Annotated in this window: 18 protein-coding genes; 5 read left to right on the top strand and 13 right to left on the bottom strand. The window is 72.4% G+C overall.

Annotated features, from left to right (window positions below):
• Positions 1-34: 34 nt before the first annotated feature.
• Complete coding sequence (locus ACZ56U_RS07980) at positions 35-571, bottom strand: bacterial proteasome activator family protein (RefSeq protein ID WP_469083178.1); 537 nt, start codon at positions 569-571, stop codon at positions 35-37.
• A gap of 271 nt (positions 572-842) precedes the next feature.
• Between ACZ56U_RS07980 and ACZ56U_RS07985 the strand changes: the two genes are divergently transcribed.
• Positions 843-1,301, top strand: a complete 459-nt coding sequence (locus tag ACZ56U_RS07985) for a hypothetical protein (protein ID WP_469083179.1) — start codon at positions 843-845, stop codon at positions 1,299-1,301.
• A 48-nt stretch (positions 1,302-1,349) separates the two neighbouring features.
• Here ACZ56U_RS07985 and ACZ56U_RS07990 read toward each other — a convergent pair whose 3' ends face one another.
• Positions 1,350-2,330: an NAD(P)H-quinone oxidoreductase gene (locus ACZ56U_RS07990; protein WP_469083180.1), complete on the bottom strand. Its 981-nt coding sequence runs from the start codon at positions 2,328-2,330 to the stop codon at positions 1,350-1,352.
• A 187-nt stretch (positions 2,331-2,517) separates the two neighbouring features.
• Between ACZ56U_RS07990 and ACZ56U_RS07995 the strand changes: the two genes are divergently transcribed.
• Both ACZ56U_RS07995 and ACZ56U_RS08000 read left to right on the top strand, forming a co-directional pair.
• Entirely contained in the window at positions 2,518-3,534 is a 1,017-nt protein-coding gene (locus tag ACZ56U_RS07995) for an ATP-binding cassette domain-containing protein (RefSeq protein ID WP_469083181.1), read from the top strand.
• Positions 3,531-4,379: an ABC transporter permease gene (locus ACZ56U_RS08000; protein WP_469083182.1), complete on the top strand. Its 849-nt coding sequence runs from the start codon at positions 3,531-3,533 to the stop codon at positions 4,377-4,379. The genes ACZ56U_RS07995 and ACZ56U_RS08000 overlap by 4 nt, the downstream gene beginning before the upstream one ends.
• A 3-nt stretch (positions 4,380-4,382) precedes the next feature.
• On the opposite strand, the gene ACZ56U_RS08005 is transcribed toward ACZ56U_RS08000, so the two are convergent.
• The 6 genes from ACZ56U_RS08005 to pdhA form a co-directional block, all read right to left on the bottom strand.
• Positions 4,383-5,489 (bottom strand): potassium channel family protein, encoded by a 1,107-nt coding sequence (locus ACZ56U_RS08005; protein ID WP_469083183.1) that lies wholly within the window; start codon positions 5,487-5,489, stop codon positions 4,383-4,385.
• Entirely contained in the window at positions 5,477-6,838 is a 1,362-nt protein-coding gene (locus ACZ56U_RS08010) for a molybdopterin molybdotransferase MoeA (RefSeq protein WP_469083184.1), read from the bottom strand. The genes ACZ56U_RS08005 and ACZ56U_RS08010 overlap by 13 nt, the downstream gene beginning before the upstream one ends.
• Positions 6,835-7,830, bottom strand: coding sequence for an NTP transferase domain-containing protein (locus tag ACZ56U_RS08015; RefSeq protein ID WP_469083185.1), 996 nt, complete (start codon positions 7,828-7,830; stop codon positions 6,835-6,837). The genes ACZ56U_RS08010 and ACZ56U_RS08015 overlap by 4 nt, the downstream gene beginning before the upstream one ends.
• Positions 7,831-8,298: 468 nt before the next feature.
• A complete protein-coding gene (locus tag ACZ56U_RS08020) occupies positions 8,299-9,699 on the bottom strand; it encodes a dihydrolipoamide acetyltransferase family protein (RefSeq protein WP_469083186.1) in 1,401 nt (466 codons plus the stop codon).
• The gene (locus ACZ56U_RS08025) at positions 9,699-10,703 is read right to left on the bottom strand and encodes an alpha-ketoacid dehydrogenase subunit beta (RefSeq protein WP_469083187.1); all 1,005 of its coding nucleotides are present in this window, start codon (positions 10,701-10,703) and stop codon (positions 9,699-9,701) included. Before ACZ56U_RS08025 ends, ACZ56U_RS08020 begins: the two co-directional genes overlap by 1 nt.
• The gene (pdhA, locus tag ACZ56U_RS08030; protein WP_469083188.1) at positions 10,700-11,830 is read right to left on the bottom strand and encodes a pyruvate dehydrogenase (acetyl-transferring) E1 component subunit alpha; all 1,131 of its coding nucleotides are present in this window, start codon (positions 11,828-11,830) and stop codon (positions 10,700-10,702) included. Before pdhA ends, ACZ56U_RS08025 begins: the two co-directional genes overlap by 4 nt.
• A 190-nt stretch (positions 11,831-12,020) precedes the next feature.
• Between pdhA and ACZ56U_RS08035 the strand changes: the two genes are divergently transcribed.
• The gene (locus ACZ56U_RS08035) at positions 12,021-12,506 is read left to right on the top strand and encodes an Lrp/AsnC family transcriptional regulator (protein WP_391233661.1); all 486 of its coding nucleotides are present in this window, start codon (positions 12,021-12,023) and stop codon (positions 12,504-12,506) included.
• 76 nt (positions 12,507-12,582) lie between these two features.
• On the opposite strand, the gene ACZ56U_RS08040 is transcribed toward ACZ56U_RS08035, so the two are convergent.
• Both ACZ56U_RS08040 and ACZ56U_RS08045 read right to left on the bottom strand, forming a co-directional pair.
• A complete protein-coding gene (locus ACZ56U_RS08040; protein WP_469083189.1) occupies positions 12,583-13,182 on the bottom strand; it encodes a TetR/AcrR family transcriptional regulator in 600 nt (199 codons plus the stop codon).
• Positions 13,179-14,696 (bottom strand): 3-hydroxyacyl-CoA dehydrogenase, encoded by a 1,518-nt coding sequence (locus ACZ56U_RS08045; protein WP_469083190.1) that lies wholly within the window; start codon positions 14,694-14,696, stop codon positions 13,179-13,181. The genes ACZ56U_RS08040 and ACZ56U_RS08045 overlap by 4 nt, the downstream gene beginning before the upstream one ends.
• 159 nt (positions 14,697-14,855) lie before the next feature.
• On the opposite strand from ACZ56U_RS08045, the gene paaN reads away from it, so the two are divergent.
• Entirely contained in the window at positions 14,856-16,550 is a 1,695-nt protein-coding gene (gene paaN, locus ACZ56U_RS08050) for a phenylacetic acid degradation protein PaaN (RefSeq protein WP_469083191.1), read from the top strand.
• A 106-nt stretch (positions 16,551-16,656) separates the two neighbouring features.
• Here the strand turns inward: paaN and ACZ56U_RS08055 are convergent, their stop codons facing one another.
• From ACZ56U_RS08055 to ACZ56U_RS08065, 3 genes are read right to left on the bottom strand one after another with little or no spacing between them, the layout of a single operon-like run.
• A complete protein-coding gene (locus ACZ56U_RS08055; protein WP_469083192.1) occupies positions 16,657-17,397 on the bottom strand; it encodes a TrmH family RNA methyltransferase in 741 nt (246 codons plus the stop codon).
• Positions 17,394-18,611, bottom strand: coding sequence for an HTTM domain-containing protein (locus tag ACZ56U_RS08060; protein ID WP_469083193.1), 1,218 nt, complete (start codon positions 18,609-18,611; stop codon positions 17,394-17,396). The genes ACZ56U_RS08055 and ACZ56U_RS08060 overlap by 4 nt, the downstream gene beginning before the upstream one ends.
• A complete protein-coding gene (locus ACZ56U_RS08065) occupies positions 18,608-19,447 on the bottom strand; it encodes a DUF5819 family protein (protein WP_469083194.1) in 840 nt (279 codons plus the stop codon). The genes ACZ56U_RS08060 and ACZ56U_RS08065 overlap by 4 nt, the downstream gene beginning before the upstream one ends.
• Positions 19,448-19,579: the final 132 nt, after the last annotated feature.

Genomic DNA, 19,579 nt, shown 5'->3' on the forward strand with positions numbered 1-19,579 from the left:
GGGCCAGGGGCCTTGCAGGCAGGGCCAGGCGGCCCTACAGGTAGGGACCGCCCGAACGGCCGGCCGCGGGGCCGTCCTCGCCGTCGTGGCCGACGCCCGGGGGCAGGGCCCGGCGCATCTGCTCCAACTGCGCCCGCGCGGCCATCTGCTGGGCGAACAGGGTGGTCTGGATCCCGTGGAAGAGACCCTCCAGCCAGCCGACCAGCTGAGCCTGTGCGATCCGCAGTTCGGCATCGCTCGGAGTCGACCCGTCCGAGAACGGCAGGGAGAGCCGCTCCAGCTCCTCGACGAGCTCCGGCGCCAGACCGTCCTCCAGCTCCTTCACCGAACTGCGGTGGATCTCCTTGAGCCGGGCGCGGCTCGCCTCGTCCAGAGGAGCGGCGCGCACTTCCTCCAGAAGCTGTTTGATCATGCTGCCGATCCGCATGACCTTGGCGGGCTGCTCCACCATCTCCGTCACCGGGACCTCGCGGGAGTCGTCGTCCCCGGTGCCGCCGAGCGCCATTCCGTCCTGGCCCACGACCAGGATCTGGGGTTGCTCGGACGACCGTTCGTTCCTCGGCATCTCCATGCAGCCATTCTCTCGCACCGGTACACCTCACCACTGAGGTGCCCCCGGTGGAGGCTGATCCACCGTTCACGGCGGGGTTGTTTCCGTCGGGGTGGAGGGTTCTGCGGGCGGGGCGGGGGCCGGGGGTGCGGGGTTGGGCCGGACGTATGACATGGGGGTGAGCCCCGTCGAGCCCCGGATCACCGGCCCGGAGTGGGGCCCTCGACCTCCGGGTCGGTGTTTCGGCGGCGTCCGGAATGCCGGAATCCGGGCCCGGTGTGACGCTGGTTCCGTGACGCGATGGCTACGTGCGGTATGCACTACGGGACTGCTGGTCGCCCTGGGGGCGGCGGGAACGTCGTGGGGTGCGGGGGGCTCATACGGCGCGGAGTCCGCGCCGAGCGGCCGCGGGATCGTGGCGCTGGACACCGTGTCCCCCAGCGCCGCACCGTCCCGTGCCGGGAGCCGGGCCGGTGAGGGGCGAGAGCGCCCCGGACGCCGGGTGGATGCGGGGGCCGAGGAGGTGGATGCCGAGGCCGAGGCCGGGCGGCCCCCCGAGGCAGTCCCCACCGCCGTACCGCCCCCGACACGGCAAGCCGCGTCCGCCGAAGCCGTGCCGACCGGGCCCGTGTCCCAGGCCCAGCGGCCGACCGAGCCCGTCCTGCGCATCCTCCCGCTGGGCAGCGGACTGGTCCTGATCGGCCTGGGCCTGGGACTGGCGTTCATCGGTCTGCGGGTACGGCGCGGGTAGGTACCTGATCTCCCGGCGTTCGGCGCGCCGAACGCCGGGCTCGCGCCGCTACTGAACGACCAGCAGCACCTTCCCCACGTGCCCGCTCTCCTCCACCACCCGGTGGGCCGCCGCCGCGTCGCTCATCGGGATCTCCCGGTCGACGACCGGACGGACGTGGCCGCCGTCCAGGAGCGGCCAGACGTGCTCGCGGACCGCTGCGACGATCGTCGTCTTCTCGGTCAGCGGGCGGGCGCGCAGCGAGGTCGCGCTGATCGCGGCCCGCTTGGTCAGCAGGGCCGAGATGTTCAGTTCGCCCTTGACGCCGCCCTGCATGCCGATGATCGCCAGGCGCCCGTTGACGGCGAGGGTCCGCACATTGCGGTCGAGGTATTTCGCGCCCATGTTGTCGAGGATGACGTCGGCCCCCGCACCGCCCGTGGCCTGCTTCACCTCGGCCACGAAGTCCTGCTCCCGGTAGTTGATCAGCACGTCCGCGCCCAGGTCCGCGCAGTGCGCCAGCTTCTCCTTGGTGCCCGCCGTGACCGCGACCTTCGCGCCGACGGCCTTGGCGAGCTGGATCGCCATCGTGCCGATGCCGCTGGAGCCGCCGTGCACCAGCAGCGTCTCACCGGGACGCAGGTGGGAGATCATGAAGACGTTCGACCAGACCGTGCAGGTCACCTCGGGCAGCGCGGCCGCCTGCCGGAGGTCGACCCCCTTGGGCACCGGCAGCAGCTGACCGGCCGGCACGACGACCTTCTCGGCGTACCCCCCGCCGGACAGCAGTGCGCACACCTCGTCGCCGACGGCCCAGCCGGAGACCCCGGGTCCGATCTCGGCGACGCGGCCGGAGCACTCCAGGCCGGGATACGGACAGGAACCGGGCGGCGGGTCGTAGAAGCCCTGGCGTTGCAGGATGTCGGCCCGGTTGACCGCACTGGCCACCACCTCGACCAGCACCTCGCCCTCGCCGGGCACCGGATCGGGGACCTCGCTCCACACCAGCGACTCGGGCCCACCAGGTTCGGGAATCGTGATCGCACGCATGAGGGCGACGCTACTCCTCCGTCCCCGGCCGCAGTCCCCTCGGTCGTCGGACGGAGCAGACCTCGGTCATGGGGCGGATCCACTCGGAAATCCCTGTGCGGAACCGATGAGTTCGAGCGACGGTAAAGGTCTCACCATGCGTAGCCCACGCACGCGCAGGCCCCAGCACGCGGAAGGAAACCCGACCATGAGCCAGCACACCTCCGGCCTGGCCATCGAGACGGCGGGACTGGTGAAGACGTTCGGCGAGACCCGGGCCGTGGACGGAGTGGACCTCTCCGTCCCCGCCGGCACGGTCTACGGCGTCCTCGGCCCGAACGGCGCCGGCAAGACGACCACCGTGAAGATGCTCGCCACCCTCCTGCGCCCCGACGCCGGCCAGGCCCACGTCTTCGGCCACGACATCGTCCGTGAGGCCGACGAAGTGCGCGGCCGGGTGAGCCTGACCGGTCAGTACGCCTCCGTCGACGAGGACCTCACCGGCGCCGAGAACCTGATCCTGCTCGCCCGTCTCCTCGGCCACCACAAGAAGGCGGCGCGGGCGCGCGCCGGACAGCTCCTGGAGGCCTTCGGGCTGACGGACGCGGCGGCGAAGCAGGTCAAACACTACTCGGGCGGCATGCGGCGCCGTATCGACATCGCCGCCTCCATCCTCAACACCCCCGACCTGCTCTTCCTCGACGAGCCGACGACCGGCCTGGACCCGCGCAGCCGCAACCAGGTCTGGGACATCGTGCGCGCGGTCGTCGCCCAGGGCACCACCGTGCTGCTGACCACGCAGTACCTGGACGAGGCCGACCAGCTCGCGTCCCGGATCGCCGTCATCGACCGCGGCAAGGTGATCGCCGAGGGCACCAAGGGCGAGCTGAAGGCGTCCGTCGGCGCCGGGTCCGTCCATCTGCGGCTGCGCGACCCGGCGCAGCGGCCGGAGGCCGAGCGGGTACTGCGCCTGGCCCTCGACACGGACGTACAGCTGGAGCCGGATCCGGTCGCGCTGACCGCCCGGCTCGGCGGTGCGAACAGCGACTCCGCGGCCGGGCAGGCATCCCGCGCGCTTGCCGAACTGGCCCGCACCGGCATCACGGTCGACAACTTCTCGCTGGGCCAGCCCAGCCTGGACGAGGTGTTCCTCGCCCTCACCGGACATGACACGCGCGACGACGCGACCGACGCTCAGCACGCGAAGGACGAGGTGACGGCATGAGCACCGTGACACAGACCGAGGCGAAGGACCTCGCCCCCGTCAGCGCCGAATCGCTCGCCGCGCTGCTCGTCACCGGGGAGCGGCCGCCGCGGCCCAGCGCCCTGTCGGCCTCGCTGACCTTCGGCTGGCGGGCCATTCTGAAGATCAAGCACGTGCCGGAGCAGCTCTTCGACGTCACGGCGTTCCCGATCATGATGGTGCTGATGTACACGTACCTGTTCGGGGGCGCCCTGGCCGGGTCCCCGAAGGAGTACATCCAGTTCCTGCTGCCGGGCATCCTGGTGATGTCGGTCGTGATGATCACGATGTACACCGGCGTCTCGGTGAACACCGACATCGAGAAGGGCGTCTTCGACCGCTTCCGGTCACTGCCCATCTGGCGGCCGTCGACCATGGTCGGCTATCTGCTGGGTGACGCCCTGCGCTACACGATCGCGTCCGTCGTGATGCTCACCGTCGGCATGATCCTCGGGTACCGCCCCCACGGCGGGGTCGTCGGCGTCCTCGCCGGGATCGCACTGCTGGTGGTGTTTTCGTTCGCGTTCTCGTGGATCTGGACCATGTTCGGGCTGATGCTGCGCACCGAGAAGTCGGTCATGGGCGTCAGCATGATGGTGATCTTCCCGCTGACCTTCCTGTCCAACGTCTTCGTCGACCCGAAGACCATGCCGGGCTGGCTCCAGGCGTTCGTCAACAACAGTCCGATCACCCATCTGTCCTCGGCCGTCCGCGGGCTCATGGCGGGCGACTGGCCCGCCGACGAGATCGCCTGGTCGCTGGGGTGGTCGGGCCTGTTCGTCGCGGTCTTCGGGCCGATCACGATGCGGCTCTACAACCGCAAGTAGCGCTCAGTCCTGCGGCAGCGGGCGTACGTCGGGCGCGATCTGCGAGCCCGGCGTCGCCCGCACGATGGTGATCAGCCGGTCCGTCAGCTCCAGTGATCCGACGGCCGGATCGTCGTACCCGAGCACCCGGTGCCCGCGGACGATGCTCACCACCAGATCCTCCGTGTCCCGCGGCTTCCTGCCCACCTCGGCCTTTATGACCGGCCGTTCGACGATGTCGAGCCCGCTGCCCTGCTGGATGAGGTCCTCCATCACCATGCCGGCGGCGGGGCTCAGCACCGACAGGCCGAGGAGCCGGCCGGCCGCGCTGGCACTCGTGATGACCGCGTCCGCGCCGGACTGCTTCAGCAGCGGCGCGTTCTCCTCCTCGCGCACCGCGGCCACGATCTTGGCGCTCTTGTTGAGCTGCCGGGCCGTCAGCGTCACCAGCACCGCCGTATCGTCACGCTGGGTCGCGATGATGATCTTCCGGGCCTTGTGCACCTCGGCCCGCTTGAGCACCTCGCTGCGCGTGGCGTCCCCGACGATCCCCGCGTACCCCTCGGCCGTGGCCGCGTCGATCACCTTGGAGCTGGGGTCGACCACCACGACCTGCTCCTTCCTCAACCCCGTCGCACACACGGTCTGGATGGCCGAACGCCCCTTCGTGCCGAATCCGATGACGACGGTGTGCTCGCGCAAGGCGGACCTCCAGCGGTTCAGGCGCCATTCCTCCCGGGTGCGTTCGGTGAGGACCTCGAGCGTGGTGCCGACCAGGATGATCAGGAACAGCACTCGCATGGGCGTGATGACGAAGATGTTGATGAACCGGGCGGCGTCGCTGACCGGGGTGACGTCGCCGTAGCCGGTGGTCGAAAGGGTGACGGTCGCGTAGTAGAAGGCGTCGAGAAGGTCGACCGAGCCGTCGGAGTTGTCGTTGTAGCCACCGCGATCGGCGTAGACGATCAGCGCGGTGCCGACCAGGAGCATCAGGGCCATGATGACCCGCCTGGCCACCTGCCGGAACGGGTGCTCCACGACCTTCCTCGGGAGTTTCACCCGATGGGTCACGAGATGTTCGTCCGCCTGACGGGCGATCGCGTCATGGCCCGGAAGTTTCACGTGAAACACACCTCGATTCCCGCGGACGCCCAGGGCAGGTCGAGCAGTTCGAGCTCCTGACCGGCACGGGCACCACCGGGGGGTACGACCGCCAGCGCATCCGCCGCCGCGATCCCGCGCAGCATCGCCGGGCCGTTGTAGCGCAGCGGGAGGGCACTGTCACCGCGCAGGGCGACGGGGATGAGCCGGGTGTCGTAGGGATGCCCGTGCGCTTCCTCCCGCAGGGGGAGGGTGTACGGCTCCAGGGCGGGGCGTGCCGCGAGCGTCCGCAGCAGCGGTTCGGCGAGCGTCAGCAGACCGGAGACAGCGGCGAGGGGGTTGCCCGGCAGTCCGACGAGGTGCTGGTTCTCCTTGACGCGGGCCAGCAGCATGGGGTGGCCAGGGCGCACCTTGACGCCGTTGACGAGGAGTTCGGCACCGATCCGCTTCAGGGTGGGGTGGACATGGTCGACGGGGCCCGCCGCCGTGCCGCCGGTGGTGACGATCAGGTCGGCGTCGGAGGTGGTGATCGCCTTGTGCAGGGCCTGGGCGTCGTCCCCGAGCCGCCGTACGGCGATCACCTCGGCGCCCAGCGCGCGCAGCCAGGGCGGCAGCATCGGGCCGAGCGCGTCACGGATGAGGCCGTCGTGCGGGCGGCCCTCGGTGAGCAACTCGTCGCCGAGGACGAGGACGTCGACGCGGGGCCGGGGGACCGCGGTGAGCGTGTCGTACCCGGCGGCCGCGGCGAGTCCGAGGGCGGCCGGGGTCACGAGGGTGCCGACGGGCAGGAGTTGGTCGCCGCTGCGGCACTCCTGGCCGCGGGGGCGGATGTCCTGACCGTGCTTGGTCTCGCGGGTGGCGTGCAGCCGGCCCTGGGTGTCCGTACGGCCGTGCTCGCTGCGCAGGACGGCGGTGGTGTCCAGGGGGATCCTGGCGCCGGTGGCGATCCGCACGGCCTCGCCGTCGCTGAGCGGCCGCGGTTCCGCGTGCCCGGCCAGCACGCCCTCCTCCCGGACGTCCCAGGGGCCCGGTCCGGCGACCGCCCAGCCATCCATCGCGGAGGTATCGAAGGAGGGCAGGTCGGTGAGGGCGGTGAGAGGGGCGGCCAGGGTGAGGCCGAGAGCGGCGTCGAGGGGGACGGAGACGGGAGCGCGGCGGGCCCCGACGCGGGCGGCGCGGCCGGCGAGGGCGCGGGCCTCGGGCCAGGCGGTCGCCTGGTGGTCGGCATCGGGCCGGGGGGCGCCGGAAGGTGAGGCGGGCTGCGGCGCGGGCGCCCGGTCGGCGGACGCACGGCCGTTGTCGCCGTTCACGAGGGCGAGCACCTCCTCGACGTCCAGATCCTCGGCGTCCCTGGCGTCCGCACCGGTCCGGGGGGTCATCCGGCGTCCGTACCGGGCGTGGCGCCGGGAGCGTCCGGCGCCTCGGCGGCGGCGGGGGCGTCCTGTGCGGACTCCTCGGACCAGCCGAGCGCGAGGTCGGCGGCCCTGCGGGCGAGTTCGGCCACCTGCTGCGGACCTCCCCCGGCCTGTGCGGCCGCGTACCCGACAAGGAACGTGGTCAGCGGGGCCGCCGGCCTGGCCACGTTGTGGGCGGCATCGCGCGCGAGGTCGAGCAAGGCGCCGGTGTCGACGTCGAGATCGATGCCCAGCTCGTCCTTGACTGCGGAAATCCATTCATCCAACACGTGCCCATGCTCCCTGATACGTGCCCTGGCGGTGGCGATGTCGTCCCAGGTGTCGCAGTCGAAGGACGCGACGGGGTCCGGGACCCGGGTGAGATGCAAGCTTGCGGTGAGGCGACGAAGGGGGAGCCCGGCGAGGCCGGTGGGAGCGGTGTGTCCGGTGTGGCCAGTGCGACTGGTGCGATCGGGGCGCCCAGCGGCCTGCCCGGCGGGGGCCGCGGCGTGCCCGGCGGGGGCCGTGGCCTGCCCAGCGGTAAGTGCGGCCATTTCGCGGCGCAGGGCGGACGCGCGGTACGCCGCCACGAGCGGCTGGTCGCGGCCCTCGGCATCGGTGAGCAGCGCCCCTTCGGCGCCGGTCGTGCGCAGGGCGGTCAGCAGGTGCCGGACGGTGTCCACGGCGAGGAAGGGCAGGTCGGCGGAGAGTACGACGACATCCGGTGCCGTGGTGTGGTCGAGCCCGGCGCCCAGCGCGGCCAACGGACCACCGCCGGGCGGGTCCTCACGCGCCCAGGTCACGGGACGCGCGGTGGGCCGGGGGTCGGCGACTACGACGGTCGTCCGCGCGTCGGCACAGGCCGCCAGCACCCGGTCCAGCAGCGCCCGGCCGCCCACACGCACCCCGGGTTTGTCCGCACCGCCGAGCCGCCGGGCGGCCCCCCCGGCGAGCACGACGACGTCGTAAGCGGTCACCCCCCGAGTATGCGTGCCGTGGCGATCACAGGGAACGCAGGGGAGGGGGTGCGATCAGAGGGCGAGGTCCCGTGGGGAGGCCCTGCGGTCTCGTACGCGCGCGTGGCCCCGTGGGGAGGCCCTGCGATCAGAGCGCCCGAATCGTCCGACGGGCGGGCCCATTCGCCCGAGACCGGTCCCTTGCCCGAGACCGGGCCTTGCCGGAGACCAGGCCTTGCCGGAGCCCGGGCCGTCGGCGAAGCCTGGCCCTTCCCCGGCGCCCGGCCCTTCCCCGGGCCAGAGCGTCCGCCGGCGCCAGCGCGTCCGCCGGAGCCCGCCCCTCCCCCCAGGGTCCGGACCCTCCGACAAAACCGACCCCCCGCTCTCCCGGCAGCGGACCAGCGCCGAGATCCGCCCCTGCGCCGAAGCCCTTCCCTTCGGTCCCCGGAACCGGACCCGACCGATACGCGCCCAGGGTCCGGTCCGGACTCACAGAGTCCGCAGCAGCACCGCCGGCTGTTCCACGCAGTCCGCCACGTACCGCAGGAAGCCACCCGCCGTACCGCCGTCGCAGACCCGGTGGTCGAAGGTGAGCGACAGCTGGACCACCTGCCGTACCGCCAGCTCGCCCTCGTGCACCCACGGCTTGGGGATGATGCGGCCGACGCCGAGCATCGCGGCCTCGGGGTGGTTGATGATCGGCGTGGAGCCGTCGACGCCGAAGACCCCGTAGTTGTTCAACGTGAAGGTCCCACCGGTGAGGTCGCCCGGCGTCAGGCTCCCGGTCCGGGCCGCCTCGGTCAGCCGCGCGAACTCCGCGGTCAGCGCCTCGGCGTCGCGCGCGTGCGCGTCCCGGACCACTGGCACCACGAGCCCCCGCTCGGTCTGCGCGGCGAACCCGATGTGCACCTGGTCGAACTGGACGACCTCCCTGGCCGCCATGTCCACCGTGGAGTTGAGCTCGGGGAAGCGGGCGAGGGCGGCCGTGCAGATCCGGGCCAGGAGGGCGAGCAGGGAGATCTTCGGCCCGCCCGCCGCGTTCATGGCGGTCCGCGCGCGCATGAGCTCCGTCGCGTCGGCGTCCACCCAGCAGGTCGCGTCGGGAATCTCGCGCCGGCTGCGCGAGAGCTTGTCGGCGACGGCACCGCGGATGCCCTTGAGGGGGGTCCGCACACCCCCGGCGACCACGGCGGCGGCGGTCTCGGTGACGGCCGCCACGGGTGCGGTGCGCTCCTGGGCGGCGGCCGCGCGCAGCGCGTAATCGACGTCGGCCCGCAGGATCAGCCCGTCCGGACCTGAACCGGTCAACTTCCGCAGATCGAGGCCGTTCTCGCGGGCCAGCCTGCGCACCAGGGGCGAGATCACGGGGACCGGCCCCTCCACGACCTCACGGACCACGGCCCGCCCGTTCGCAGCGGGTTCCGGGGGCACCGGGGACGCGGAGGGCGCCGCGGGCTTCCCCTGCCCCGGCCGCACCCTGCGCCGCCGCGCGGGCGCCTCGGACGTGCCGTATCCCACCAGGACGTTCCCGGAGCCCTCGCTCTTCCCGGCGGCACCTTCGCCGGAACCGACGGCACCTTCGGCTGAACGGACCGCACCTTCGGCGGAACCGACGGCCCCTCCGCCGGAACCCGCGGTGACCGGCGCCCCGACCGCGACCGTGATCAACGGCGCCCCGACGGGAAGCTCCGTGCCCTCCTCGCCGTACCGGGCCGTGACGACACCGCCGTACGGGCACGGCACCTCGACCATCGCCTTGGCCGTCTCGACCTCGACGACCGGCTGGTCCACGGCGACCACGTCGCCGACCTCCACCAGCCAGCGCACGATCTCCGCCTCGGTGAGCCCCTCCCCGAGATCGGGGAGCTTGAACTCCAGCACCTGTGCCATCAGCCCTCGGCCTCCCACTGAAGACGCCCCACGGCGTCCAGGATCCGGTCCACGCCGGGCAGGTGGTGACGCTCCAGCATCGGCGGCGGGTAGGGGATGTCGAACCCGGCCACGCGCAGCACCGGCGCCTCCAGGTGATGGAAGCAGCGCTCCGTGACACGGGCCGCGATCTCCCCGCCCGGCCCGCCGAACCCGCCCGACTCGTGCACGACGACCGCGCGTCCGGTCCGCCGTACCGACGCGCAGACCGTCTCGTCGTCGAACGGCACCAGCGAGCGCAGGTCGACGACTTCGAGGTCCCAGCCCTCCGCCCGCGCCGCCTCGGCGGCTTCGAGGCAGACGGGTACGGACGGCCCGTAGGTGATGAGGGTGGCGCTCCGACCCGAGCGGCGCACCACCGCACGGCCGATCGGTTCCACGTCCGTGGGGTGCTCCGGGTTCCAGGAGTCCTTCGACCAGTACAGCCGCTTGGGTTCGAGGAACACCACCGGGTCGTCGGAGGCGATGGCGGCGCGCAGCAGCCCGTACGCGTCGGCGACGGTCGCGGGCGTGACGACATGGAGCCCCGGAGTCGCCATGTAGTACGCCTCGGAGGAGTCGCTGTGGTGCTCGACGCCGCCGATGCCGCCGCCGTAGGGGACGCGAACGGTGATCGGCAGCGGCATCGCACCGCGCGTGCGGTTGCGCATCCGCGCCACATGGCTGATGAGCTGCTCGAACGCGGGGTAGGCGAACGCGTCGAACTGCATCTCCACGACCGGCCGCAGCCCGTACATCGCCATGCCGACCGCGGTGCCGAGGATGCCTGCCTCGGCGAGCGGGGTGTCGGTGCAGCGGTCCTCGCCGAACTCCTTGGCGAGGCCGTCGGTGACGCGGAAGACGCCGCCGAGGGTGCCGACGTCCTCGCCCATGACGTGAACGGTCGGGTCGGCGGCCATCGCGTCGCGCATCGCGCGCGTGAGGGCCTGCGCCATGGTGGCGGGCTTCACCGCGACGGTGGTCATGGAGTGTCCCCCTCGGCTTCGAGCTCCGCCTGCAACTGGGCGCGCTGCTCGCGCAGTTGCTCGGTCTGCTCGGCGTAGACGTGGTCGAACAGGTCCATGGGGTCGAGCGCCGGGTCCTGGTTCATGTGCTCGCGCAGGTCGGCGGCCATGGCCTCGGCGGCGTCCCGGGCGGCCTGGATGCCGTCCTCGTCGATGAGCCCGCGCGCGGTGAGCTCGTGCTCCAGGAGCGTGATCGGGTCGTGCTGCCGCCAGGTCTCGACCTCCGCGTCGCCGCGGTAGCGGGTCGCGTCGTCGGCGTTGGTGTGGGCCTCGACGCGGTAGGTGATGGCCTCGACCAGGGTGGGGCCACCGCCCTCACGGGCGCGCCGTACGGCGTCGGCGAGGACCTCGTGCACGGCGGCCGCGTCGTTGCCGTCGACCAGGCGGCCCGGCATCCCGTAGCCGACGGCCTTGTGGGCCAGCGACGGTGCCGCGGTCTGCTTGGCGAGCGGGACGGAGATCGCGAAGCCGTTGTTCTGCACCAGGAAGACGACCGGCGCCTGCCACACCGCGGCGAAGTTCAGCGCCTCGTGGAAGTCGCCCTCGCTGGTGCCGCCGTCGCCGACCATGGCGAGCGCGACCACGTCGTCGCCCTTGAGGCGGGCGGCGTGCGCGAGGCCCACGGCGTGCGGGAGCTGGGTGGCGAGCGGGGTGCACAGGGGCGCGACGCGATGCTCGCGCGGGTCGTAGCCGGTGTGCCAGTCCCCGCGCAGCAGGGTCAGCGCCTGGACGGGGTCCAGACCCCGGGCCACGGCGGCGAGGGTGTCGCGGTAGCTGGGGAAGAGCCAGTCGCGCTCCTCGAGCACCAGCGCGGCGGCGACCTCGCACGCCTCCTGACCGGTGCTGGAGGGGTAGACGGCGAGCCGGCCCTGCTTGGTCAGTGCGGTGGCCTGCGCGTTGTACCGACGGCCGCGCACCAGTTCGGCGTAGAGGCGGCGCAGCAGGCCGGGGTCGGCCTTGCCCGCGGCTTCCGTGCCGAGGACGCGGTACGGCTCCGCGTCGGGCAGCAGCGGCGCGGGGTCGGTACGGGGCTGCCAGGCGGGCGGCGGCGATGGCCGGTACGCGCCCCGCTGCTCCATGACCGTCATGACGGCACCTCCTCGTGGGAGCGGCTTCCGACGCGTCACGGGTTGTGATGCGCCTCACCTACCGATTGTTCGGTCGTCGGCACATTTTGGCTACAGGCACCCTCAGGCTGTGGACAAACGGTTCTGCACAGCCTGCAATGAACGCAGTACGTCCATGGTAGGGAGGCGGGGGGACATGGCACCTGAACAAATGGCCGAAAGCCCGGAGGGCGGCACCCCCCTGCCGCCACCGCGCCCGCTGGACGCCATCGATCAGGACATCCTGCAGATGCTCCAGGTGGACGGCCGCGCGTCGATACGGTCCGTCGCCGAACGCGTCCACGTCTCCCGGGCCAACGCCTACGCCCGCATCAACCGTCTCATCGAGGACGGCGTCATCCGCGGTTTCGGCGCCCGCGTCAACCACGAACGCGCGGGTCAGGGCACCTCGGCGTACATCACCCTGAAGATCGTCCAGAACTCCTGGCGCACCGTCCGAGAGCAGCTCAGACAGCTTCCCGGGGCCTCCCACATCGCCCTGGTGGGCGGTGACTTCGACGTCCTGCTCCTGGTCCACACCCCGGACAACCGGTCCCTGCGCGAACTGGTCCTCACCCGCCTCCAGGCGATCCCGGAGGTCCTCAGCTCCCGCACCCTGCTGGTGTTCGAGGAGGAGGACGTGAAGCCACAGGGGTGAAGGGGCCGACCGAGGGGGCGACGGTCGGGCGGGCCGACGGCACCGGCGTGAGCTGTGGGGCCGCGGGGGCCGGACTTCAGCGGGCCGGACCCTTCCTGCGCAACCCCGAGAACACCAGCTGCGCCACCGCGTCCGCCACCTCGCGCTCGCTCATCCCGCGCGCGTCCGGCCGGTACCACTCCACGATCGAGTTGATCATCCCGAAGACCAGCCGGGTCGCGAGCCGCACCTCCACGTCCCCGCGCACGTCCCCCTCGGCGGCGGCCGCCTTCAGCAGCTCGGCGACCCGGTGGTCGAAGTCGCGGCGCCGTTCCAGGGCCCAGCGCTCGGTGCCGGTGTTGCCGCGCACCCGCAGCAGCAGGGTGACGTAGGGCAGCTCGGCGATGAGGACCTCGACCATGCGGCGGACGACGTACTCCAGGCGCCCGGCGGCGTTCCCCACGCGCGCGTGCTCCTCGTCGAGGATGCCGAAGAGGCCGTCGAGGGCACGGCTGACGGCCCGGCGCAGCAGTTCCTCCTTGCCCGTCACATGGTGGTAGATCGAGGACTTGGAGATGCCGGCCGCCTTGGAGAGGTGCTCCATGGAGGTGCCGTCGTAGCCGCGCTCGATGAACACCTGGACGGCGACGGACAGCAGCGTCTCGGGGGTGTACGTGTCGCGCTTGGCGGTGGTCATGAGGTGCTGCCCTCCCTCTTGTCGGTGGCGTACGCGTGGCGGTACAGCGCGAGGGAGGGCGCGTACCGCCCGGAGGGGTCGCGCAGGTGGAGATCGTCGAGGAGCGCGTAGGCCCAGTTGCGGCCGAGCTTGCGGCTCCACTCGAAGGGCCCCAGCGGGTAGTTGACGCCGAGCCGCATCGCGGTGTCGACGTCCTCCTCCGTGGCCACGCCCTTGGCGACCGCGTCGTGCGCGAGGTCGATGATCCGGGCGACCGTGCGGGCGACGATCATGCCGGGCACGTCGCCGATGACGCTGACGTCCTTGCCGAGCGCCTGGAAGAGACCGATCGCCTCGCTGAGGGTCTGCGGGGCGGTGTCCTGGGAGGCGGACAGGGCGATCCGGGTCGCGCGCCGGTAGTCGAGCGCGAGGTCGAAGTAGACGACGTCACGGAACTCCACCGAGGTCTGGCCGTCGGCGAGCGCCAGCTGGCCGCCGCTCGGCAGCACCAGCCGGGTGCCATGGTCCTCGTCGTCCTCGCGCACCGGGATGCCCGCCTCGCGGATCAGGGTGAGCAGCTCGGACGCGGGGCCCAGGTCGCCCTCGGTGACGACGTACGCGGGCGCCTGCGCCGGTTCCGCGGTGTGCGGCTCGGCGGCCTCGGCGTCGGGGCCGTGGTCGTACCAGCCGTGGCCGCTCTTGCGGCCGAGCCGGCCCGACTCCACCAGCCGCCGCTGGGCGAGCGAGGGCGTGAAGCGGACGTCCTGGAAGAAGGACTGCCAGACCGAGTGCGTCACGGACTCGTTGACGTCCTGTCCGATGAGGTCGGTGAGTTCGAAGGCGCCCATCTTGAAGCCGCCGGACTCGCGCAGCACCGCGTCGATGGTCGCGGGGTCGGCGCCCTGGGCCTCGTAGACCGCGAAGGCCTCGGCGTAGAAGGGCCGGGCGATGCGGTTGACGATGAAGCCGGGGGTGTCGGCGCAGGCGACCGGGGTCTTGCCCCAGGCGCGTGCGGTCTCGTACGCGCGCGTGGCCGAGGTGACGTCGCTGGCGAACCCGGAGACGACCTCGACCAGCGGCAGCAGCGGGGCGGGGTTGAAGAAGTGCAGGCCCACGAAGCGGCCCGGGTTGCGCAGGGCGCCGCCGATGGCGGTCACCGACAGGGAGGAGGTGTTGGTGGCGAGCAGACAGTCCTCGTCCACGACGTCTTCCAGCTCCCGGAACAGCTCCTGCTTGACGTCCAGCCGCTCCAGGACGGCCTCGACCACCAGGGCGCAGTCCGCGAGGTCGGCGAGGCTGTCGGCGGCCGTCAGACGCGCGTGCGCCGCGTCCCGGTCGGCGCGGGTGAGGCGGTCCTTCTCGACGAGCCGGTCGAGCCGGGCGCCGATCGCGTCGGCCGCGTCCTGGGCCCGCCCGGGGGCGGCGTCGTAGAGCCGTACGGGGTGGCCGGCGACCAGAGCGACCTGGGCGATGCCCTGGCCCATGGTGCCGGTGCCGACGACGGCCACGGGGCTGCTGAGGTCGAGTGCTGTCATGTGCGCGATCCTCCCGCACGGGGTTTTCCACAGATGCGGCGGACCCCCTTGTCCCGACCGATCGTTCGGTTACTCTAACTCCGACTGCCTGTTTCTGCCCATGTTTCGCCCAGGTCATGAGCTCGACGAAGAGTTCACAAGACGAGGAGTTGGTCCCGCATGGCCGCCGCCGAACTGACCGCACACGAGCTGATCGCCCAGCACCGGCCCACCCTCGACCAGGCGCTGGAAGCGATCCGTACGCGCGCGTACTGGTCGCCGCACCCGGAGCACCCGAAGGCCTACGGCGAGAACGGCAGCCTGGACGCGGCCGCGGGCAAGGCGGCCTTCGACGCCCTTCTGGGCACCCGCCTCGACCTCGGCCAGCCCGGCACGGACGGCTGGGTGGGCGGCGAGGTGTCGCCGTACGGCATCGAACTGGGCGTCGAGTACCCGCACGCGGACGTCGACGTGCTCCTGCCCGCCATGAAGGCGGGCCAGAAGGCCTGGCGGGACGCGGGCGCGGAGATGCGCGCGGTGGTCTGCCTGGAGATCCTCAAGCGGATCAGCGACCGGACCCACGAGTTCGCGCACGCGGTCATGCACACCTCCGGCCAGGCCTTCATGATGGCGTTCCAGGCGGGCGGCCCGCACGCGCAGGACCGCGGTCTGGAGGCGGTGGCGTACGCGTACGTGGAGCAGGCCCGCACCCCCGACACCGCGGAGTGGACCAAGCCGCAGGGCAAGCGCGACCCGCTGGCGCTCACCAAGCAGTTCACGCCCGTCCCGCGCGGGATCGGCCTGGTCATCGGCTGCAACACCTTCCCGACCTGGAACGGCTACCCGGGCCTGTTCGCCTCCCTGGCCACCGGCAACGCCGTCCTGGTCAAGCCCCACCCGCGCGCGGCGCTGCCGCTCGCGCTCACCGTCCAGGTGGCGCGCGAGGTCCTCGGCCAGGCCGGCTTCGACCCCAACCTGGTCGCGCTCGCCGCCGAGCGCCCGGGCGAGGGCATCGCCAAGACCCTCGCCACCCGCCCGGAGATCCGGATCATCGACTACACGGGCTCCACGGCGTTCGGGGACTGGCTCGAGGCCAACGCCCGCCAGGCGCAGGTCTACACCGAGAAGGCCGGCGTCAACACGGTGCTCGTGGACTCGACGGCGAACTACAAGGGCATGCTCTCCAACCTGGCCTTCTCGCTGTCGCTGTACAGCGGCCAGATGTGCACGACCCCGCAGAACCTCCTGATCCCCCGCGACGGCATCCGCACCGAGGAGGGCCCCCGCACCTTCGACGAGGTCGTCGCCGACCTCGCCCGCTCGGTCGACGGCCTGCTCGGCGACGACGCGCGCGCGAACGCCCTGCTCGGCGCGATCGTCAACCCGGACGTCAAGGCCCGCCTGGAGGCCGCCTCAGGGCTCGGCGAAGTCGCCCTCGCCTCCCGCGAGATCGCCAACCCGGAGTTCCCGGACGCGGTCGTGCGCACCCCGGTCATCGTCACGCTCGACGGGGCCAAGCCGGACGCCGAGGCCGCCTACATGAGCGAGTGCTTCGGCCCGGTCTCCTTCGCGGTCGCCGTCGACTCCTCGGCCGACGCCGTGGAGCTGCTGCGGCGCACCATCCGCGAGAAGGGCGCGATGACCGTCGGCGCGTACACCACCGACGAGGACGTCGAGCGGCTGGTGCGGGAGGCCTGCCTGGAGGAAGCGGCCCAGTTGTCGCTGAACCTCACCGGCGGGGTGTACGTCAACCAGACGGCCGCCTTCTCGGACTTCCACGGCTCGGGCGGCAACCCGGCGGCGAACGCCGCGCTGTGCGACGGGGCGTTCGTGGCGAACCGCTTCCGGGTGGTCGAGGTCCGCCGGGAGGCCTAGGAGCGGGGGCCGGCCCCAAGCGGGCCGGCCCGAAGCCGGTCGGACCAGAACCGGCCGGACGAGAAGCGACCGTCCCAGAGGCCGCCCGAAGCACCAGGCGGCCGCCTCAGAAGCCCGCCGCGCTCCAGTGGTACAGCGTCATCGCCACGCTCGTGGCGAGGTTGTAGCTGGAGACCTGGGGGCGCATCGGCAGGGACAGCAGATGGTCGGCCCGGGCGCGCAGCTCGGCGGAGAGCCCGCTGCGTTCCGACCCGAACGCGAGGACGGCGTCGTCCGGGAGCTTGACGGCCCGGATGTCGTCGCCCTCCGCGTCGAAGGCGAACACCGGACCCGGCGGCAGCTCGTCGACGGACAGCCGCTCCACGGCGGTCGCGAAGTGCAGTCCGGCGCCGCCGCGCACGACCGTCGGGTGCCAGGGGTCGAGCGTGCCGGTGGTGACCACACCGGTCGCCCCGAAGCCCGCCGCCAGCCGGATCACGGCCCCGGCGTTGCCGAGGTTGCGCGGCTGGTCGAGGACGACGACCGGGGCGGTGCGCGGCATGCGGGCCAGCCGCTCCAGATGGCCCGCGCGAGAGGGCCGTACGGCCAGCGCGGCGACCGCGGTCGGGTGCGGACGCGGCACCAGCGAGGCGTACGTCGACTCCGGGACCTGCCTCAGCAGCGCGTCCAGCGCCTCGGTGACGTCGGGGGCGAGTTCGGCGGCCAGGGCGAGGGTGGCGGCCCGGTCGGTGGTGACCGCGACCGGGATCTCGGCCCCGAAGCGCACCGCGTGCTTGAGGGCGTGGAAGCCGTCGAGCAGGACGCAGTGGTCGGCGAGCCGGTGCCACGGTCCGGCGTGGTCGTTCATGCGGTGAAGCCTACGTGCGTCTCCTCGGCGCTCTCGGCCGCGCGCGGCTCCGGGACCGGCATGCGGTCCCCGCGTCGCGCCCTGAGGCGGTCACGCACGCGTGCGGCCCGTTCGCCGAGGCGGCGCAGGAACGGCGTGGGCAGGAAGACCGCGTCGGCGGCGATCATGGCCAGCGAGAAGAAGGGCAGCCCGAGCACGACCGCGATCACCGCGTGCTCGGTCATCATGACCGCCAGCAGGACGTTCTTGACCCGCCGGTTGAACAGGGTGAACGGGAAGGCGACCTGGACGAGGACCGTCCCGTAGGTCACCAGCAGCACCATGGTGGCGCCGGCGGACAGCGCGTCGGCGAGCGCGGGCCACGGCGAGAAGTAGTCCAGGTGCAGGGGGTAGTAGACGGCGGTGCCGTCCTGCCAGCGCGAGCCCTGGATCTTGTACCAGCCGGCCGTCGCGTAGATCAGACAGGCCTCGGCCATGATCACCAGCAGCGCGCCGTTGTGCACGGTGTCGGTGATCACGTCGAGCAGGATCCGCGGCTGGTCCGTGCGCGCGAACCGTCCCACCGCCCACCGCACGCCGAGGGCCAGCCACACGCCCCACAGCAGCGCGGGGACGAACGGATCGCCCTCCAGCAGCCGGCCCGACCCGGTCACCGCGACGAGCGCCAGGCCGAGCACGATCCACAGCGCGGGCCCCGTCCGGTCCGTGACCCGCTCCCCACGCGCGCGTGCCTCCCGCTCGCGCCGCTGCCTGCGGGCGTCCAGCGACCAGACCTGGCCGCAGCGCGTGAAGACGAGGTAGACGCACATCAGGTGCAGGACGTTGTCGCCCCCGTCACCCATGAAGATGGAGCGGTTCTGGAGCGAGAGCACGCCGACCATGAAGAGCACGGACAGGGTCCGGGTCCGCCAGCCCAGCAGCAGCAGGGCGCTGGACAGGACGGCGAGACCGTAGACGATCTCGAACCACACCTGGCCGTCGGACCACATCAGCGCCGTGAAGGCGCCGTTGCCCGCGATCAGCTGCTCGGCGAGGTCCCAGCTCCACGGCCCGTCGGGTCCGTACAGTTCCTGGCGGTGCGGCAGCTCGCGCAGCAGGAACAGCAGCCAGGTGGCGCTGAAGCCGATCCGGACCACGGCGCTCTGGTACGGCCCGAGCGCCGAACCGGTGATCCGGGCGATGCCGGTCGACAGGGACAGGGCGAAGCGGTTCACCGGCCACCTCCGGGCAGGTCGGCCGGCGTGACCGACCACCAGGGCAGTTCGCGGTGGACCGGCTTGTCGGAGACCTGCTCCTGGCTCCATTCGGGCGGCGGCACGTTGGTGGTGGTGGAGCGCACCTGCACCCGCTCGACGCTGGCGTCGAGCCCGGCCGCGCCGTCCCGGTCCAGCCGCATCATCACGATGCGGCGCAGATACGTCTCGGACAGGGCGCCGCGCAGCCCCACGGGGCGGTTGTCGGAGCCGTGGGTGGCGACGAAGAAGTCCCAGGCGCGGCGCAGCTCGTTCTGCTGGGTGTGGCTGGGCAGCGGATTGCCGTCGATGGCCCGGCCGTCCTCGGCGGACAGGTCGTACCACCCGGTGGTGCGCACCGTGCCGTCCTCGGCGAGCACCTGGGCGCGCACCTGGACCGCGATGTTCTGCTGCAACGGGTTCGGCGCGAACAGCTTCCAGTTCTGCTCGAACTCCGGGTAGATCCAGTCGTCGATGGCCCGGCCGTGCTGCTTGGTGACCGCGTTGGCCGGCGCGACGTGCAGGAACGTCATCCCGAGATGGACGCAGACGGTGACCGCCACGATCGCCAGCGCGAGCGCGGCCCCGATCTGACAGGGCAGCGAGAGCGCGGCCACACCGGTGCGGGGTTCGGCGCCGGGGTCGTGGGGCGCCCGCGGGGGAGTCGTGGTCGAGAAGCGCTCGTACGACGGTGGAACTCCGCCGGCCGACGGCTCGGACGCGGGCAGGGCGGAGCGCGACCCGGCGCCGCCCTCCGGCGCCGCCGGTTCGCCGGCCGGCCCCTGCCGACCGCCCGAACCTGTGTCGTACGCGTCCATTCCGCCCCGTTTCCCGATGTTCCGGCCGCCGCACCGGCCGCGGGTGCCACCCGCCCGCACGCACCTTCCGGCGCTCGCACGGGAACGGTACTCATGCCCTCCCCGCCGCACACCCCGTCGGCGGGTTATCCA

It is taken from the genome of Streptomyces sp. NPDC034103 (assembly GCF_055575395.1).

Coding starts and splice junctions, on each gene's coding strand:
- ACZ56U_RS07980 (WP_469083178.1), bottom strand. CDS start 571: ATGGAGATGCCGAGGAACGAACGGTCGTCCGAGCAACCCCAGATCCTG.
- ACZ56U_RS07990 (WP_469083180.1), bottom strand. CDS start 2,330: ATGCGTGCGATCACGATTCCCGAACCTGGTGGGCCCGAGTCGCTGGTG.
- ACZ56U_RS07995 (WP_469083181.1), top strand. CDS start 2,518: ATGAGCCAGCACACCTCCGGCCTGGCCATCGAGACGGCGGGACTGGTG.
- ACZ56U_RS08000 (WP_469083182.1), top strand. CDS start 3,531: ATGAGCACCGTGACACAGACCGAGGCGAAGGACCTCGCCCCCGTCAGC.
- ACZ56U_RS08010 (WP_469083184.1), bottom strand. CDS start 6,838: ATGACCCCCCGGACCGGTGCGGACGCCAGGGACGCCGAGGATCTGGAC.
- ACZ56U_RS08020 (WP_469083186.1), bottom strand. CDS start 9,699: ATGGCACAGGTGCTGGAGTTCAAGCTCCCCGATCTCGGGGAGGGGCTC.
- ACZ56U_RS08025 (WP_469083187.1), bottom strand. CDS start 10,703: ATGACCACCGTCGCGGTGAAGCCCGCCACCATGGCGCAGGCCCTCACG.
- pdhA (WP_469083188.1), bottom strand. CDS start 11,830: ATGACGGTCATGGAGCAGCGGGGCGCGTACCGGCCATCGCCGCCGCCC.
- ACZ56U_RS08035 (WP_391233661.1), top strand. CDS start 12,021: ATGGCCGAAAGCCCGGAGGGCGGCACCCCCCTGCCGCCACCGCGCCCG.
- ACZ56U_RS08040 (WP_469083189.1), bottom strand. CDS start 13,182: ATGACCACCGCCAAGCGCGACACGTACACCCCCGAGACGCTGCTGTCC.
- ACZ56U_RS08045 (WP_469083190.1), bottom strand. CDS start 14,696: ATGACAGCACTCGACCTCAGCAGCCCCGTGGCCGTCGTCGGCACCGGC.
- paaN (WP_469083191.1), top strand. CDS start 14,856: ATGGCCGCCGCCGAACTGACCGCACACGAGCTGATCGCCCAGCACCGG.
- ACZ56U_RS08055 (WP_469083192.1), bottom strand. CDS start 17,397: ATGAACGACCACGCCGGACCGTGGCACCGGCTCGCCGACCACTGCGTC.
- ACZ56U_RS08065 (WP_469083194.1), bottom strand. CDS start 19,447: ATGGACGCGTACGACACAGGTTCGGGCGGTCGGCAGGGGCCGGCCGGC.